The following is a 16,028-nucleotide window of genomic DNA, read 5'->3' as shown; positions in this document are numbered from 1 at the left end:
GAGGAAGAGCCCGAGGAGCCGGACGGGCACGACGGGTAGAGTGGGACAAGGTGAGCCGGGAAGTCTGGTCGGCATGTTCTCTCGTCGACCCCGATTCCAGCAGGAGCCTCCCATGGCCGAAGAAACACCCGACCACTCACCCACCGCCGCACCTACCCCCGCACCCGGATCCGGGATTCTGGGCCGTGGCACCTATTCCGAGGTCCTGCGGATCGGCGAGATCCTCCGCAAGGAAACCGTCGGCGGGATCCTGCTCGTCGTCGCCGCAGCAATCGCGCTGGTCTGGGCTAATTCCCCTGCCGCGGACAGCTACTTCGCGTTGCGGGACTTCCGTGTCGGGTACGAGCCGTGGCATCTGGAACTCAGCCTCGGCGCGTGGGCGGCGGACGGGCTCCTCGCTGTCTTCTTCTTCCTCGTCGGCCTGGAACTCAAACGCGAATTCGTCGCCGGGGACCTGCGCAACTTCACCCAGGCAGTCGTACCGGTCGCCGCGGCCTTCGGTGGCGTCGCCGTACCGGCCCTCCTCTACACGGGAATCAACCTCGCCAGCCCGGAGACCCTGCAGGGCTGGGCGACACCGACGGCCACGGACATCGCCTTCGCTGTCGCCGTCCTCGCGATCGTCGGATCCCACCTCCCCAGCGCGCTGCGGATCTTCCTGCTCACCCTCGCGGTGGTCGACGACCTGCTGGCGATCACCATCATCGCTGTCTTCTACTCGGATGATCTGCACCTCGCCCCGCTGCTGCTGGCGCTGATTCCGCTGGGCTTGTTCACGGTCCTCGCCCAGAAGTACCGGCGCTTCTTCGGACTCAAACCCGCCGCCGCCTGGTTCATCCTGCTCCCGATCGGCTTCGCGGTCTGGGCGCTCGTGCATGCCGGAGGCATCCATGCCACGGTCGCAGGGGTCCTGCTCGGCTTCGCCGTTCCGGTCATCCGCAGCCAAGCGAGCGGAGGACCGGATGCAGGGCCGGGACTGTCCGAGATCTTCGAACACCGCTTCCGACCCCTCTCGGCTGGCTTCGCGGTCCCCGTGTTCGCGTTCTTCTCCGCCGGCGTCGCCGTCGGGGGGTGGAACGGATTCCTGTCAGCACTCTCCGACCCGGTGACACTGGGCATCATCGCCGGCCTCGTCGCCGGCAAACCTATCGGCATCGTGGGCACCACCTGGCTGCTCACCAAACTCACCCGCGTCAACCTCGATGCATCGCTGAAGTGGGTGGACCTGATCGGGGTCGCCCTGCTGGCAGGCATCGGCTTCACGGTGTCCCTGCTCATCGCCGACCTGAGCTTCGGTGACGGGGGGACGACGAACGATCATGCCAAAGTAGGGATCCTCACCGCGTCCCTGACCGCGGCTCTCCTGTCCTCGATCATCCTGCGCAGCCGCAACAGGCACTACCGGACCATCGAAGCCGAAGAAAGCATCGACACCGACGACGACGGCACCCCGGACGTCTACCAGCACCGATCCTGACAGGACCTTGTCCGCCTGCGAGAGCGGCGGCCGCCCGGTACCTCAGGAGACGAACCGGCTAGCCGTCCTGCGCGGTGCCCGCCCGGTACTTGCCCGCGCGCCGCGCCAGGCGGTCCGCCGCGGGAAGCCCCTGAACGCGGGCCAGTTCGTATTCGATGGCGACGGCCATCCGCTCGCAGAAGGCCCGCCCCTCCTCCGCGGCGTCGGGCCGCTCGTCGACCACGTGGTCGACGACGCCCCGCCCGACGAGGGCCGCGACCTTGACGCCCTGGGACTCGGCCATCTCGGCGGCCCGGTCCACCGTCCGGTGAACGATCGCGCTCGCCCCCTCGGGGGGCAGCGGTGAGAGCCATGCGTGCTCCGCGGCGATCGTGCTGTCGGCCGGCAGCAGCGCGAGGGCCCCGCCGCCCGCACCCTGTCCGAGCAGCACGGAGACGGACGGCGACGCGAGCCCGATGAGGTCGTGCAGGGAACGGGCGATCTCACCGGCCAGCCCACCCTCCTCCGCTTCCTTCGACAGGTCCGCGCCGGCGGTGTCGATGACGGTGAGTAGCGGCAGGCCGAGCTCCTCGGCGAGCTTCATGCCACGGCGCGCTTCCCGGAGCGACGCCGGCCCCATGACCGAATCACCCGGCTGGCGCGGCCGCTGATGGCCGAGCACGATGCACGGCTGCTCGCCGAAGCGCGCCAGGGCGAGCAGCAGCCCCGGGTCCTTCTCTCCCTGGCCCGTGCCGTTGAGCGGCAGCACGTCCCGTGCGCCGTAGGCGAGCAGGCGCCGGAGGTCCGGGCGCCTGCGGTTGCGGGAGATGAGGATCGACGTCCAGGCATCGGCGGTGCCGGGCCGCACGGACGCCGTCGACGGCGCCGGAGGCGTTCCCGACGGCTCGGCGACCAGGACGGTCAGGGCCCTGTCGACGATCCCCGCCAGGTGCTCCGGCGGCACGACGGCGTCGATCAGGCCCTTGTCGAACAGGTTCTCGGCGGTCTGGACGCCGGTCGGGAACGGCGCGCCGTACAGCGCCTCGTAGACGCGGGGGCCCAGGAACCCGAGCAGCGCCCCGGGCTCGGCTACGGTCACATGGCCCAGGGAGCCCCAGGACGCCATGACGCCGCCCGTGGTGGGGTGCCGCAGGTAGACCAGGTAGGGCAGGCCGGCCTGCCGGTGGGCCCGCACCGCCCCGGTGATGTCGACCATCGACAGGAACGCGGGTGTTCCCTCCTGCATGCGCGTACCGCCGGACGCCGGTCCGGCCAGGAGGGGCAGGCGCTCCCGGGTGGCCCGGTGGATCGCCGCGGTGATCCGGCCGGCGGCGGCACTGCCGATCGATCCGGCGAGGAACGTGAATTCCGAGACGATCACGGCGACGCGCCGGCCGTGGATAGAGCCCTCACCCGTCAGGACGGACTCGTCCACCCCGCTCTTCTCCCGGGCCCGCCGCAACTCCTCCTGGTAGGACGACGATGCGGAGGCGGGGATCGGGATCGGGCTGTCCCAGGAGCTGAACGACCCGGCGTCGAGCACGGCGTCGATGAGTTCCCGGGCCGTCAGGTGCCGCACACGGGCCTCCGCGCTCACGCCCGGGCACCGCCTGCGGGTTCGGCGAGCCAGGCGCGGATCGCGTCACCGTCGCCGTCGAGCAGGGGCGGCGCCGTATGGCTGGTGAGCGTGGTCTCGGCGGAACCGTCGAAGAAGCGCAGCGGCGGGCCGGGCAGCGCGATGTCCCCGAGGACCGGGTGCTGGACGGTGAGCAGCAGGCCCTGCGAGTGCACCTGCTCCCACGCGTACACCTCGTCGAGGGTCCGGACCTTGCCCGCGGGGATGCCGGCCTCGTTGAGCTTCGCGAGCAGGGGCTCCGCCTCGTAGGCGGAGAACGCGTCCTCGACGACGCCGATCAGCAGGTCCCGGTTCCGCACCCGGTCCGCGTTCGTGGCGAACTCGGGCCGGTCCGAGGGTATCCCGAAGGCCGAGGTGAAGGTGGCCCACAGTTTTTCGCTGCCCACGCTGATCTGGACCTTGCCGCCCCGGCAGTTGAACAGGCCGTACGGGGCGATCGAGGGGTGGTGGTTGCCCTGGGCCTGCGGCACCTCGCCGGCGACCGTGGTCCGCGTGCCCTGGAAGGCGTGGACGCCGATGATGGCCGCGAGCAGGGACGTGCGCACCACCTGTCCCCTGCCCGTCCGCTCCCGTTCGAGCAGGGCGGCGACCGCACCGTATGCCCCGTACATGCCGGACAGCAGGTCGGCGATCGGGACGCCGACGCGCTGGGGGTTGTCCGGATCGGGGCCGGTGACGGACATGAGGCCCGCCTCGCCCTGGACGATCTGGTCGTAACCGCTGCGCTTCGCCTCGGGTCCGTCGTGGCCGAAGCCGGTGATGGAGAGGATGACCAGCCCGGGATTGAGCTCGAGCATCGCGTCCGTGGAGAAACCGAGCCTGTCGAGGACCCCGGTCCGGAAGTTCTCGACGACCACGTCGGCGCGGCGCAGCAGTTCCGCGAGGACGGCCCTGCCGTCGTCGCTCTTGAGATCCAGGGCGATCGACTCCTTGTTCCTGTTGCAGGACAGGAAGTAGGTGGCCTGGCGGTCGTCCTCGGGGCCGACGAAGGGCGGGCCCCATCCGCGGGTGTCGTCACCGGTGCCCGGCGTCTCGACCTTGATCACGCGGGCACCGAGGTCGCCGAGCATCATACCGGCGTGCGGTCCGGCGAGGGCCCGGCTGAGGTCCACGACGAGGCGGCCCGCCAGTGGACCCCCGCGCGTCGCGGTGTCGGTGGTCTGCGCGGTGGTCTGCGCGGTGGTCTGCGCGGTGGTCTGCGCGGTGGTCTCGGCGCTCATGCGTCCTCCGGTGGTTCTGTCGGGGTCGGTCGGATCGGCGGGGTCGCCGGGAGGGTCAGAGCCAGCCGGGCACCACGAGGGCGAGCCAGGCGATGACGGGGCCGGCAGCCACGACGATGGCTCCGTAGCCGAGGATCTGCCGGTAGAAGCGGTCCTTGTCCGTGCCCTCGGGCGCGTTCGCCAGGACGAGTGCGCCGTTGGTGGAGAAGGGCGAGACGTCCACGATCGTCGACGAGACCGCGAGGGCGCAGACCACGCCGACGGCGCCCACGGCACCGGTCTCGAGGAACGGGATGGCCAGCGGGATCAGCGCCGCGAGGATCGCGGTGGATGAGGCGAAGGCGGAGACGACCGCACCGATGTAGCAGATGAGCAGCGCGGCGAGCAGGGGCATGCCGAGGCCGGCGACGCCGTTGGAGACGTACTCGATGGTGCCGGCGGCCTGGAGGACACCGACGAAGGTGAGCATGCCGCAGATGAGGAGCACCGTGGACCAGGCGATCTTGTTGACGGCACCGCTCTGGGCCTTCGGCGAGATCAGCGCGAGGATCACGGCGACGGTGATGGCGACGAACCCGACGTCGACCTTGAATCCGAGGGCGATCACGGCGAGCGCGATCAAGCCGAGGATGGTGGCTGTCTGCGAGATGCGGTCCTCACGGGACCTCACGGCGTCGACGCCGTCACCGGCCGGATCGCGGGGTCCGTAGGTTCCGCTGCCGGTCCCCTTGTAGGCGACGTCGGCCCTGCGGGCTCCGGGGCTGACGCTCATGCGGGCCTCGGCCGCTTCCTCGACGAAGTGGGAGATGCGCGAGGACAGGAGCGTGCGTCCACCCAGGACGACGAAGAGCACGACGGCGATCAGCAGGTTGAAGATGAAGCTCGACAGGAATACGGCGAGGGGGCTCGATTCGAAGCCGGACTCCCCGCCGATGTCGTTGACGATGACGCCGTACACGGCGATGGGCGAGAAACCGCCCGCCTGCGCACCGTGGACCACCATCATGCCCATGAGCAGCGGGGAGATCTTGTGGCGTGCGGCGAAACCGAGCGCGACGGGCGCCATGATGGCCACGGCTGCGGGGCCGAGCGCGCCGACGGCGGTGATGACGGCGGTGATCAGGAACATGACCCACGGGATGAGGGCCACGCGGTTGCGGACCAGCTTCACCGCACCCCGGACCAGCAGGTCGATGGTGCCGTTGTTCTGCGCGATGGCGAATAGGTAGGTCACCCCGACGAGGGTGAGGAACAGTCCCCCGGGGAATTCGGCGATGATGTCGTCGGTCTCCATCCCGAGGAAGACGGCACCGAGCAGGAAGGCCCCCACGAAGGCGAGGGCGCCCATATTGATGGGCAGCAGGGTGGCTATCAGGAACATCGCCGCAAGGATGATGATCGAGAGGAGTGGAGCGGACATCGTTATCCTCCAACGGGCTACGGAAAAGTGTGCTGGTCCTGTGACGTGAGTTACAGGACCACTGGCCTAGCCTGTAGGAGACTGGGTGTCCCTGTCAAACGTTCACCGATAGCATGGGCGCACCACTACATGGGGAGAGCCAGGATGACCGACGCCGCTGATCCGCAACCCTTGGGCCGCCTTGCGCGTCCGCGCCTGTACGAACAGCTCGTCGAGCAGCTGCTGGGCTACATCGAGTCGGCCCGGCTGCGCCCCGGCGACCTCCTCCCGGCCGAACGCGACCTCGCCGAGCGCCTCGGCGTCTCCCGGGCGACCCTCGCGCAGGCGCTCGTCGCCCTCGAGGTCCTCGGCGTCATCGACGTCCAGCACGGCACCGGCGCAGTCCTGCGCCACCGCGCGAGCGTCGCCAGCGTGATCAAGGGATTGCGTGAGCACCGGAGCCGCCTCCCGGACATCGTCGAGGCACGCAGCACCCTCGAGGTGAAGCTCGCGGCACTGGCGGCCGAGCGGCACACGGAGGAGGACCTCGCCGCGATCGCCACGGCGCTCGAGGTGATGAAGTCCGAGATCGACGACGGCGACCGCGGCGCCCACGGTGACGAGCTGTTCCACCAGGCCGTGACCGCAGCCGCCCACTCGCCCGTGATGGCGCAGCTCATGGCGTTCATCGGCGAGATGATCCTGGAGACCCGCCTCGAGTCCCTTGCCCAGCCCGGCAGGCCGGAGCAGTCCCTCGAATCGCACCGGGCCATCGCGCAGGCCATCCAGGCGCAGGACTCCGCCGCAGCAGCGGAAGCGATGCAGCGCCACATCGAGCTCGTCTCGGACGTCGCACTCCTCAAGTAGGGGGCTCCTCGCGCCCGGGGGGAGCCCGGTCGCCCGGACCAGATCCGCGGCGCACACCCGGACGCTCCACCGCTGGTGAAGGAGGACGATGAACGGCAGGAAGCTGCAGGACTGCGCGGCGGCGCGTGCCCAGGAGCTGCCCGGATCGGAACTGACCCATCCGTTCGGCGAGGACTGGGATGTGTACAAGGTGCGCGGGAAGGTCTTCCTGCTGCAGACCGCCACCCGGGGCGAACCGATCGTGGTCCTCAAGGCCTCACCGTCGGATGCGCGGATGCTCCGCGAGGCCCATGACGACATCACGCCGGGCTATCACATGAACAAGCGGCACTGGATCACCCTGCACCCGGACGGGCCGCTCGATGCCGAGCTCGTCGAGGACCTCGTCACGGAGTCCTACCTCCAGGTCGTCGAGAACCTCCCGAAGAACCAGCGACCCGTCGACCCGGACACGTTCGGGCAGCACCCCTGACCCTCGGGGCGTCCGGCCGGGAACGCCGGCCTCACGGGGCGTCGTCGGGTGAGGACTCGTCGAGGGTCCAGCCGGTGATCGACTCGAGGTCCTTCCCCGCGTCGCGTGTGTACTGCCAGGCCCGCTGCCGCTGGTCCTGCAGGTCCTGCCGGAGCCGCGCCTCGGTCGCGCCGAGGGCGGGCACGCGGTCGATCACGTCCATGGCGAGCTGGAAGCGGTCGATCTGGTTCAGCATCGCCATGTCGAACGGCGTGGTCGTGGTGCCCTCCTCCTTGTAGCCCCGCACGTGGAGGTTCGCGTGGTTGGTCCTGCGGTACGTCAGCCGGTGGATGAGCCACGGATAGCCGTGGTAGGCGAACACCACCGGTTTGGTGGTGGTGAACAGCGTGTCGAAATCCCGGGCGGACAGGCCGTGCGGGTGCTCCGTCACATCCTGCAGGCGCATGAGGTCCACGACGTTCACCACGCGGACCTTCAGCCCGGGGATGCCGGCCTTCAGAAGGCCCGCCGCTGCCACGGCCTCGAGCGTCGGGACGTCACCCGCACAGCCGAGGACGACGTCGGGCTCCGTCCCGGGCTCTTCGGAGCCCGCGAACCCGAAGATACCGATGCCGCGCCTGACGTGCAGGTGCGCCTCCTCCGGTCCCAGCCAGGTCGGCGTGGGCTGCTTGCCTGTCACGATCACGTTGACGGTGTCCCGCGTCTGCAGGCAGTGTTCTGTCACCGCGAGCATCGTGTTGGCATCCGGCGGCAGGTAGACCCGGACGACGTCCGCCTTCTTGTTGACCACGTGGTCGATGAACCCGGGGTCCTGGTGCGAGAACCCGTTGTGGTCCTGCTGCCAGACGTGGCTCGACAGCATGTAGTTGAACGAGGCGATGGGCCGGCGCCAGGACAGAGCGCGGTGCACCTTGAGCCACTTCGCGAACTGGTTGAACATCGAGTCGACGATGTGCACGAACGCCTCGTAGCAGTTGAAGACCCCGTGACGTCCGGTCAGCAGGTACCCCTCGAGCCAGCCCTGGCAGAGGTGTTCGCTGAGGACCTCCAGCACGCGCCCCGACCGGGCGAGATGCTCGTCGACGTCCTCGATGCGCGGCTGCCAAACCTTGTCCGTCACCTCGTAGACGGCGGACAGCCGGTTCGACGCCGTCTCGTCGGGACCGAACAGGCGGAAGGTGGAGGGATTGCGCTCGATGACGTCGCGCAGATACCCGCCCACCGTGGCCATCGGACTCACCTTCTCCGCCCCGGGGCGCGACACCTCGACGGCATGGTCCGCGTAGGACGGCAGCACGAGGTCGCGGAGGAGCCGGCCGCCGTTGGCGTACGGCGTCGCGCTCATGCGGAGGTCACCGTCGGGGGCAAGGGCAGCGATCTCCGGCCGCAGCTCGCCCGTGGCGGTGAACAGCGACGCCGGGTCGTAGGAGCGCATCCACTCCTCGAGCTGGTGCAGGTGCTCCTCGTTGCTGTCGACCCCGGAGAGCGGCACCTGGTGGGACCGCCAGGTCCCCTCGACGGGCTTGCCGTCCACCACGGCCGGGCCGGTCCAGCCCTTGGGCGAGCGCAGCACGATCATGGGCCATCGGGCGGCAGCAGCATCCGCGCCGGCCGGCGACATGCGGGCCTTCTCCTGGATGGCGTGGATGTCGCCGATGCACGCATCGAGGACGGCGGCGAAGTTCCTGTGTGCCGCCTCCGTCGCCGTGGGATCCGAGACGGTGACGAAGTGCGGGTCGTACCCGTAGCCGTACATCAGCTGCCGCAGCTGCTCCTCCGGCATCCGCGCGAGCACCGTGGGATTCGCGATCTTGTAGCCGTTGAGATGCAGGATCGGCAGCACGGCGCCGTCCACGGCCGGGTCGACGAAACTGGTGGAGTGCCAGCTGGTGGCCAGCGGTCCGGTCTCCGCCTCGCCGTCACCCACCACCGCTGCGGCGATCAGCGACGGGTTGTCGAAGACGGCACCGTAGGCGTGGGCGAGGGTGTATCCCAGTTCGCCGCCCTCGTGGATGGAGCCGGGTGTTTCCGGCGCTGCATGCGAAGGGATGCCGCCGGGGTAGCTGAACTGCCGGAACAGGGCGTTGAGCCCCGCCGCATCCCTGCCGATGGAGGGGTAGACCTCCGAATACGTGCCCTCCAGCCAGGCGTTGGCCACGTTGGCGGGTCCGCCGTGACCGGGCCCGGTGACGAACAGCATCTCCTGCTTCCGCTCGGAGATGACCCGGTTCAGATGGGCATAGACGAAGTTGAGGCCGGGCGTGGTCCCCCAGTGGCCCAGGAGGCGCGCCTTCACGTCCTCGCGCACCAGGGGCCGCATCAGGAGGGCGTTGTCCTTCAGGTAGATCTGGCCCACCGAGAGATAGTTGGCGGCACGCCACCACGCGTCGAGCCGCTGGACGTCGAGAACGGTCATCTATTCCTCCTGGGTAATACGAATGGCGGGTACGTCAGAATTCGACGACGACGTCCGAGGGCGTCTTGTCGGGTCTCCACCCCCGCCACACGGGATGCCGGAGGCGCCCGGAGCCCGTGTGCTCGCTGTACTGGACCTCTCCCACGAGGGCGGGCCGGACCCAGTGGGCGTCGGACGCGTCGGCTCCCGGGACGTCGTCGAGCGGCGCCGTCTTCCGCGCCAGCTTCTTGAGCCGGGCGCCCACCTCGGCGAGGTCCCGCTCGGTGAGGCCGGATCCGACGCGTCCCACGTAGCGCAGGTCGACGCCGTCGGGAACGGCCACGAGCAGCGAGCCGACCTTCGCCGCACGGTTGCCCTTGCCCGGCCGCCACCCCACCACGACGACCTCCTGCGTGTGCAGGTGCTTGATCTTCACCCACGACGCCGACCGCGTCCCGGGCTGGTAGTCGCTCGAGAGCCGCTTGGCCATGATGCCTTCGAGACCCAGCTGCCTGCTCGCCTCCACGGCCTCCTCGAGCGTCGCGTCGAGGGCAGGGGGCACCTGGACGTGGCCGTCCTCCGCCTCGTCGACCGCCTTCTCGAGGAGTTCCCGCCGCTGGCAGTACTCCAGGCCGGTGAGGTCGTTGCCGTCGAGTTCCAGCAGGTCGAAGAGCATGAGGCGCACGGGCGTCTTCTGCCGGGCCGCGTCGATCTCCGACCGGTGCGTCAGCTTCATGCGCGTCTGAAGGAGGCTGAAGTCGGGGCGGCCCTTCGCGTTGAGGGCCACGATCTCGCCGTCGAGCACGGCGCTGTCGGCGCTGAGGAACTGTCCGAGGTCGCCGAGCTCCGGGTAGGTGCGCGTGGTGTCGATGCCGTTGCGGCTGACCAGGGTGACGGCGCCGTCCCGGACGACGACGATGCAGCGTACGCCGTCCCACTTCATCTCGTACGCCCACTCGTCCGGCGCGGGGATGGCCTGCTCGGACCCGAGCGTGGCGAGCATGGGGCGGACGACGTCGGGCGCGGCAGGGCGGGCCCGTCCGTCCGCCGGGCCCGGCGGGGAGGTCCGCCGGGAATCAGGCGGGGAATCAGGAGCAGCCGGACCATCGCCGCCGTTCGGGGAGGCGCCGTCCTGCGAGGCGCCGTCCGCGGGGGCGCCATTCGGGGAGGCGCCATTCGCGGTGGCCGGCGCGGAACCTGCAGGATCACCGCGGCGGCCCGGTTCGGCGTCCACCTCGGCGGGCTGGTCCTTCATGAGGTGGATCAGCCAGTTGCTCTTGCCGTTCGGCCCGCCCCCGGTATTGATGAGCGCGTACCGTCGGACCGCGGTGCCGCCGCGGGCCAGGCCGCCGTCGGGCCTCCCGTGGAGCGTGCAGATGACTTCCTTGCCGTCCCGCCACTTCTCCAGTTCGTAGGTGCCGGAATCCCAGAGGTACACCTCACCGGCTCCGTATTCACCCTTGGGAATAGTTCCGGCGAAGGATCCGTAATCGAGGGGATGGTCCTCCGTCTGGACCGCGAGGTGGTTCCTGCTCGGTGTCAGCGGCGGGCCCTTCGGGATGGCCCACGAGACGAGGATGCCGTCGCGCTCGAGCCGGAAATCGTAGTGCAGGCGCCGGGCGTGGTGCTCCTGGATGACGAAGCTGTTGCCACCCGGCGGGCCCACGGTCTCGGGAACAGGCTCCGGCGTGCGGGATGCGTCCCGCATGGCCCGGTAGGTGGACAGCCGGTCCGGCGCGTTCCGTGCCGCATCGGTGGGAGGGGCGGTCGGCGCCGCCGGGGCGAGGATGTCCCCTCTGGACTCGATGCGCCGCATCATCTCCCGGTAGTCGAGGTGCCCGAGGTCGGCGTCGTCGAGCTCCTCCCACGTGCGCGGCGCCGCGACCGTCGGCTCGAAGCGCCCACGGAGGGAGTACGGGCTCACGGTGGTCTTGTTGACGTGGTTCTGGCTCCAGTCGACCAGCACCCTGCCCGAGCGCAGCGCCTTCTTCATGTCGCTGACCGCCAGGTCGGGATGGTCGGCCTCGAGGGCGCGGGCCAGTTCGTGGGCGACGGCGGAGACCTGCTCCGAGGTCTGCCGGCCGTCGAGCGCGCAGTAGAGGTGGATACCCTTCGACCCGCTGGTGACGGGGAACGGTTCGAGTCCCATGCCCTGCAGGATGGGCCGGGCGAGCCGGGCCACCTCGGCACATTCCGCGAGCGCGGCGCCCTTGCCGGGGTCGAGGTCCAGCACGAGGCGGTCAGGATTCGCCTTCGCACCGTCGGCGTCGAAGCGCCACTGCGGCACGTGGATCTCGATCGCGGCGATCTGCCCGAGCCAGGTGAGCGTCGCCAGGTCGTTGACCAGGGGATAGACGTTCACGTGGTCCTTGTGCTGGATCGCGTTCCGCGGCACCCAGTCCGGCGCGTTGTCGTCGATGTTCTTCTGGAAGAACATCTCGCCCGGCGCCTCCGGCGTGCCGACGCCATGGACCCAGCGTTTGCGCGTGACCGGGCGTTGCGCCGCGTGCCGGATCAGGTGTGGCGCCACCGCCGCGTAATAGGCGAGGACGTCCGCCTTGGTGGTCCCCGTCGCCGGATACAGCACCTTGTCCAGGTTGGACAGCCGTAGGGTGCGCCCGTCCACGGTAACGGTCTGCTGCCGTGAGCTGCGGGGAGGGGCCATGTCCTCCAGTCTTGACCGGATGGCGGCGGTATTCCAGTACCAATCAGCCGGCGTACCGCGCGGCCGGGAGCCGGTGGACCCTAGTCGGCGAACTGCTCGCGGTAGCGGTTGACATAGATGTCCCACAGGGCCGGGTCCTGGCCGAGGTTGCGCTTGTTCAGGAAATCGTCGAGCCCGGCGATGGTGAGGTGCCAGCCGGCGGCCATGGTCGCCGAATGCCGCGGGCTGCCCGGCGTCAGGAACAGCACGAGCTGCGTGCCGTTGTCCCCCGTCCGCGTCAATTCCCAGCGCAGGCTGTCCTTCTCCCAGGTGTAGGCGAGGACCGAGGGCCGTTCGACCTCCAGCACGACGCCGCGGAGGGGCTTCTGGTCGGCGTAGCGGAAGAGGATCTCCTCGTCCCTGCGCGGCTCGAACTCCATCTCGCAGGGGAACCAGTACTTCAGCTTGTCCGCCTCGGTCAGGTGCTTCCACAGCACGGTCGGCGGGAACGCGAACTGGAACTCCAGGCGCAGCACGGTGCCGCCGTCGTCGCTGGTTGTCTTGCTGACGATGGGCTCTACGGTCTCGGAAGTCACACCTCAAGTCTAGGGGTGGGCGGCCGGGATCCTCTGGCCCGGTAAGCCTGCTTGGTGTTCACTTGACCCATGAGAGCCATCTGGAAGGGTGCGGTCGCGTTCGGCCTGGTCAATGTGCCGGTCAAGGTCTACAGCGCCACGGAGGACCACGACATCGCCCTCCACCAGGTGCACGACAAGGACGGCGGCCGTATCCGGTACCAGCGGCGCTGCGAGGTGTGTGACGAGGTCGTGGACTTCAAGCACATCGACAAGGCGTACGACGACGGCGAGCACACGGTCGTCCTGACGGAGGAGGACCTCTCGTCCCTGCCGGTCGAGAGGAGCCGGGAGATCGAGGTGGTCGAGTTCGTGCCGAGCGACCAGATCGACCCGATCATGTTCGACCGCGCCTACTTCCTCGAGCCGGACAGCACCTCGACCAAGGCCTATGTCCTGCTAAGGCGCACGCTCGAGGAGACGGACCGGACCGCGATCGTGCAGTTCTCCCTCCGCCAGAAGAGCCGCCTCGCCGCGCTGCGGGTACGCGGGGAGGTCCTCATGCTCCAGACGCTGCTGTGGGATGACGAGGTCCGGGAGGCCTCTTTCCCCGCACTCGAGGAGAAGGTCCGTATCTCCGCGAAGGAGAAGCAGATGTCGGCGGCGCTCGTGGACTCCTTCTCCACGGACTTCGATCCGGAGAACTTCACGGACGACTACCAGGTGCAGCTGCGCACCCTGATCGACGCCAAGATCGAGAAGGGCGACACCATCAACACCGAGGAGACCTTCGGCGCGAACAAGGACGAGGACGACGACGACAACGTCCTGGACCTCATGGAAGCCCTCCGCCGCAGTGTCGAGAAGAACCGCGAGAAGAAGGCCGACGCCAAGAAGGCCTCCGGGACCTCCAGGAAGAAGGGCGCATGAGATTCTTCACCGACAGCCTTGGCCGTCAGACCATCGTGCAGAAACCGAACGCACCGATCCTCGGCTGGGCGCTGCTCGGCGCCGCCTCCTTCATGGCCCTCGAGGAGAGGAACCGCGAGCGCCTGCGCCTGGCGAGTTCCGTCTCCCTGGCCGTCTGGGCGGTTCTCGAGGTCGTCTCCGGTAGAAGCGGTTTCCGGCGCAGCGCCGGTGCGCTGACATTGTCCTGGCTTTCACGGAAGACCTGAGACCCGGACCGAGACCCACGGGCTGACGCTCCCGGCCATCGGGACGTCTCCGGGATCCTGGAGCCGTCCTAGACCAGGGAGCTGAAGAACTCCGCCTTGGCCGTCGGACCCGCCACGATGATCTCGTCGTCGTCGTAGAGCGTGGTCTGCGCCGTCGTGTAGTCCCACTCGCCTCCCTTGCGCTTCACGGCGACCACGGTGACGCCGTACTTCGCGCGCAGGCCCGTGGTGCCGAGCTCGCGGTTCCAGTACTCACGCGGCGGGCGGGTCTTCACCATCGCGAAGTTGTCCTCGAACTCCACGTAGTCGAGCATCGTGCCGCGCACCAGGTGGGCCACGCGCTTGCCCATGTCGTGCTCGGGCCGGATCACCCGCTCCACGCCGAGCTGCGAGAGGATCTGGGCGTGCGCCTCACTGATGGCCTTCGCCCAGATGGTGGGCCGCTCGAAGCGCAGCAGGATCGACGTCGTGAGGATGCTCGCCTCCAGGTCGGTGCCGATGCCCACCACCACACGGTCGAACTCGGGCAGGGATAGCTGCCGCAGCGCCTCTTCCTTGGTGGTGTCGGCACGCACCACGTGCGTGAGGAGGCCGTTGTAGGACTGGACGACGTCCTCGTCGTTGTCGATGCCGAGCACCTCGGTCCCCGCCTCCTCGAGTTCGAGGGCCAGGGCGGCGCCGAACCGGCCGAGACCGATGACGGCGACGGTGTCGGCGACCGCGGCCGCCTCGCCGGACTTGGGGGAGAACAGGCGTTGCCTAGCCAATGAGGGGCCTTTCCTTCGGGTATTCGTAGTACAGGGGTCGAGGACGGAGCGCGAGTGCGGAGGCGAGGGTCACCGGGCCGAGGCGCCCGGCGAACATCATGAGGATCAGGACGGCCTGGCCCGCGGGCGGGATGCCGGCCGTGATGCCGGTGGAGAGTCCCACGGTGGCGAAGGCCGAGACGACCTCGAAGAGAACGCGGTCCAGGCCGAAGTCCGTGATGAGCAGGAGGAACATCGTGGCACCGAGAACGAGGCCGACGGCGAGGAGCACGATCGAGATGGCGTGCCGGTGTGCCGAGCGGGGCAGGCGCTTGCCGAAGATGTTGACGGCGTTGCCGCCGCTGATCTCCGTGTAGAGGATGAAGACCAGGACGCCGATCGTGGTGATCTTCAGGCCGCCGGCTGTTCCGGCAGGACCGCCGCCGATGAACATGAGCGCGTCCGTGGCCAGCAGCGTGACGGGGTGGACGTCGGCGAAGTCCACGCTGTTGAAGCCCGCGGTCCGAGCCATCGCGGACTGGAAGAACCCGGCGAGGATCCTCTCCCCCGGCCTCAGCGTGCCGAGGGTCGCCGGGTTGGACCACTCGACGGCGGTGATGAAGGCGGTGCCTGCGGTGAGCAGGAGGACGGTGCCGCTCAGCACGAGCTTGGTGTTCATGTGCCACTTGTGCGGGTACCGGAAGTGGCGCCGCAGTTCGAACAGGACGGGGAAGCCCAGCCCGCCGATGATGACGGCCGCGCTGATCGGCAGGCAGATCCACGGATCGCCGACATAGCCGATCAGGTTGTCACTGAAGAGGGCGAAGCCTGCGTTGTTGAAGGACGACACCGAGTGGAAGATCCCCAGCCATGCGGCTTCTCCCGGGCCGTAGCCGTAGGCGAGGAAGAAGCGCGCCCCCAGCAGGACCGCGGTTGCGGCCTCCACGACCAGCGTGATGCGCAGGACGCCGAGGAGCACGTTGCGGACGTCGCCGAATCCCTCGCTCTTGGTCTCGACCGCCGTCAGGATCCGGGAGCGCAGACCCAGGCGACGGGCGAGCAGGACCCCGAGGAGCGATGCGAAGGACATGATGCCGAAGCCGCCGACCTGGATCAGGGCGAGGATGATGACGTGGCCTTCACCGGTCCAGTAGCGGGGGGTGTCGACGACGACCAGCCCTGTCACGCAGACCGCGGAGGTCGCCGTGAACAGGGCCTCGAGGAAGGTCGCACTGCCCGGTCCGGCCTTCGATGTCGGGATCATCAGCAGTGCGGTGCCGACGAGGATCGCCGCCGCGAAGCCGAGCACGATCACCTGGGCGGGATGCCTGGGGCTGTGGCGCGCCACCCAGGCCCGGAGGGTCCTCAGCGAGCCGCGCAGGACTGCTGCGGCCGGCACCGGCTCCCGGGAGGTTCTCCTGCTCGGCCTCACGGGAATGCTCG

The 16,028-nt window shown here is 69.2% G+C and carries 13 protein-coding genes; 5 read left to right on the top strand and 8 right to left on the bottom strand.

What is annotated here, in order from left to right:
* The first annotated feature begins 112 nt into the window (after nucleotides 1-112).
* On the top strand, nucleotides 113-1,477 hold the full coding sequence (gene nhaA, locus ACX80I_RS05945; RefSeq protein ID WP_459344201.1) for a Na+/H+ antiporter NhaA: 1,365 nt from the start codon (nucleotides 113-115) through the stop codon (nucleotides 1,475-1,477).
* Between the two features lie 58 nt (nucleotides 1,478-1,535).
* On the opposite strand, the gene ACX80I_RS05940 is transcribed toward nhaA, so the two are convergent.
* From ACX80I_RS05940 to ACX80I_RS05930, 3 genes are read right to left on the bottom strand one after another with little or no spacing between them, the layout of a single operon-like run.
* Nucleotides 1,536-3,053, bottom strand: coding sequence for a carboxyl transferase domain-containing protein (locus tag ACX80I_RS05940; protein ID WP_459344200.1), 1,518 nt, complete (start codon nucleotides 3,051-3,053; stop codon nucleotides 1,536-1,538).
* Entirely contained in the window at nucleotides 3,050-4,312 is a 1,263-nt protein-coding gene (locus ACX80I_RS05935) for a CaiB/BaiF CoA transferase family protein (protein WP_459344199.1), read from the bottom strand. Before ACX80I_RS05935 ends, ACX80I_RS05940 begins: the two co-directional genes overlap by 4 nt.
* A gap of 55 nt (nucleotides 4,313-4,367) precedes the next feature.
* Nucleotides 4,368-5,732: an SLC13 family permease gene (locus tag ACX80I_RS05930; RefSeq protein ID WP_459344198.1), complete on the bottom strand. Its 1,365-nt coding sequence runs from the start codon at nucleotides 5,730-5,732 to the stop codon at nucleotides 4,368-4,370.
* Between the two features lie 144 nt (nucleotides 5,733-5,876).
* Here ACX80I_RS05930 and ACX80I_RS05925 point away from each other — a divergent pair, with 144 nt between their 5' ends.
* Both ACX80I_RS05925 and ACX80I_RS05920 read left to right on the top strand, forming a co-directional pair.
* Nucleotides 5,877-6,578 (top strand): FadR/GntR family transcriptional regulator, encoded by a 702-nt coding sequence (locus ACX80I_RS05925; protein ID WP_459344197.1) that lies wholly within the window; start codon nucleotides 5,877-5,879, stop codon nucleotides 6,576-6,578.
* 88 nt (nucleotides 6,579-6,666) lie between these two features.
* Nucleotides 6,667-7,050: an MmcQ/YjbR family DNA-binding protein gene (locus ACX80I_RS05920; RefSeq protein ID WP_459344196.1), complete on the top strand. Its 384-nt coding sequence runs from the start codon at nucleotides 6,667-6,669 to the stop codon at nucleotides 7,048-7,050.
* Between the two features lie 31 nt (nucleotides 7,051-7,081).
* On the opposite strand, the gene ACX80I_RS05915 is transcribed toward ACX80I_RS05920, so the two are convergent.
* The 3 genes from ACX80I_RS05915 to ACX80I_RS05905 form a co-directional block, all read right to left on the bottom strand.
* Nucleotides 7,082-9,466, bottom strand: coding sequence for a phosphoketolase family protein (locus tag ACX80I_RS05915; protein WP_459344195.1), 2,385 nt, complete (start codon nucleotides 9,464-9,466; stop codon nucleotides 7,082-7,084).
* Nucleotides 9,467-9,500: 34 nt separating this feature from the next.
* Entirely contained in the window at nucleotides 9,501-12,110 is a 2,610-nt protein-coding gene (locus ACX80I_RS05910) for an ATP-dependent DNA ligase (protein WP_459344194.1), read from the bottom strand.
* An 80-nt stretch (nucleotides 12,111-12,190) separates the two neighbouring features.
* Nucleotides 12,191-12,685, bottom strand: a complete 495-nt coding sequence (locus tag ACX80I_RS05905; protein WP_459344193.1) for an SRPBCC domain-containing protein — start codon at nucleotides 12,683-12,685, stop codon at nucleotides 12,191-12,193.
* A 69-nt stretch (nucleotides 12,686-12,754) separates the two neighbouring features.
* On the opposite strand from ACX80I_RS05905, the gene ku reads away from it, so the two are divergent.
* Nucleotides 12,755-13,594: a non-homologous end joining protein Ku gene (gene ku, locus ACX80I_RS05900; RefSeq protein ID WP_459344192.1), complete on the top strand. Its 840-nt coding sequence runs from the start codon at nucleotides 12,755-12,757 to the stop codon at nucleotides 13,592-13,594.
* Nucleotides 13,591-13,839, top strand: a complete 249-nt coding sequence (locus ACX80I_RS05895) for a hypothetical protein (RefSeq protein WP_459344191.1) — start codon at nucleotides 13,591-13,593, stop codon at nucleotides 13,837-13,839. Before ku ends, ACX80I_RS05895 begins: the two co-directional genes overlap by 4 nt.
* A 68-nt stretch (nucleotides 13,840-13,907) precedes the next feature.
* Here the strand turns inward: ACX80I_RS05895 and ACX80I_RS05890 are convergent, their stop codons facing one another.
* Together ACX80I_RS05890 and ACX80I_RS05885 are read right to left on the bottom strand one after the other, a co-directional pair.
* A complete protein-coding gene (locus ACX80I_RS05890) occupies nucleotides 13,908-14,606 on the bottom strand; it encodes a potassium channel family protein (RefSeq protein WP_459344190.1) in 699 nt (232 codons plus the stop codon).
* A complete protein-coding gene (locus ACX80I_RS05885) occupies nucleotides 14,599-15,984 on the bottom strand; it encodes a TrkH family potassium uptake protein (protein WP_459344189.1) in 1,386 nt (461 codons plus the stop codon). The genes ACX80I_RS05890 and ACX80I_RS05885 overlap by 8 nt, the downstream gene beginning before the upstream one ends.
* Nucleotides 15,985-16,028 lie beyond the last annotated feature (44 nt).

Source organism: Arthrobacter rhamnosi, assembly GCF_054510855.1.
Note: the sequence above shows the minus strand (reverse complement) of the source record. Positions and strands in the feature narration are given on the sequence as shown.

Excerpts from the sequence above, each read along its gene's own strand:
- nhaA (WP_459344201.1), top strand. The coding sequence starts at position 113 with ATGGCCGAAGAAACACCCGACCACTCACCCACCGCCGCACCTACCCCC.
- ACX80I_RS05935 (WP_459344199.1), bottom strand. The coding sequence starts at position 4,312 with ATGAGCGCCGAGACCACCGCGCAGACCACCGCGCAGACCACCGCGCAG.
- ACX80I_RS05930 (WP_459344198.1), bottom strand. The coding sequence starts at position 5,732 with ATGTCCGCTCCACTCCTCTCGATCATCATCCTTGCGGCGATGTTCCTG.
- ACX80I_RS05925 (WP_459344197.1), top strand. The coding sequence starts at position 5,877 with ATGACCGACGCCGCTGATCCGCAACCCTTGGGCCGCCTTGCGCGTCCG.
- ACX80I_RS05920 (WP_459344196.1), top strand. The coding sequence starts at position 6,667 with ATGAACGGCAGGAAGCTGCAGGACTGCGCGGCGGCGCGTGCCCAGGAG.
- ACX80I_RS05915 (WP_459344195.1), bottom strand. The coding sequence starts at position 9,466 with ATGACCGTTCTCGACGTCCAGCGGCTCGACGCGTGGTGGCGTGCCGCC.
- ACX80I_RS05910 (WP_459344194.1), bottom strand. The coding sequence starts at position 12,110 with ATGGCCCCTCCCCGCAGCTCACGGCAGCAGACCGTTACCGTGGACGGG.
- ku (WP_459344192.1), top strand. The coding sequence starts at position 12,755 with ATGAGAGCCATCTGGAAGGGTGCGGTCGCGTTCGGCCTGGTCAATGTG.
- ACX80I_RS05895 (WP_459344191.1), top strand. The coding sequence starts at position 13,591 with ATGAGATTCTTCACCGACAGCCTTGGCCGTCAGACCATCGTGCAGAAA.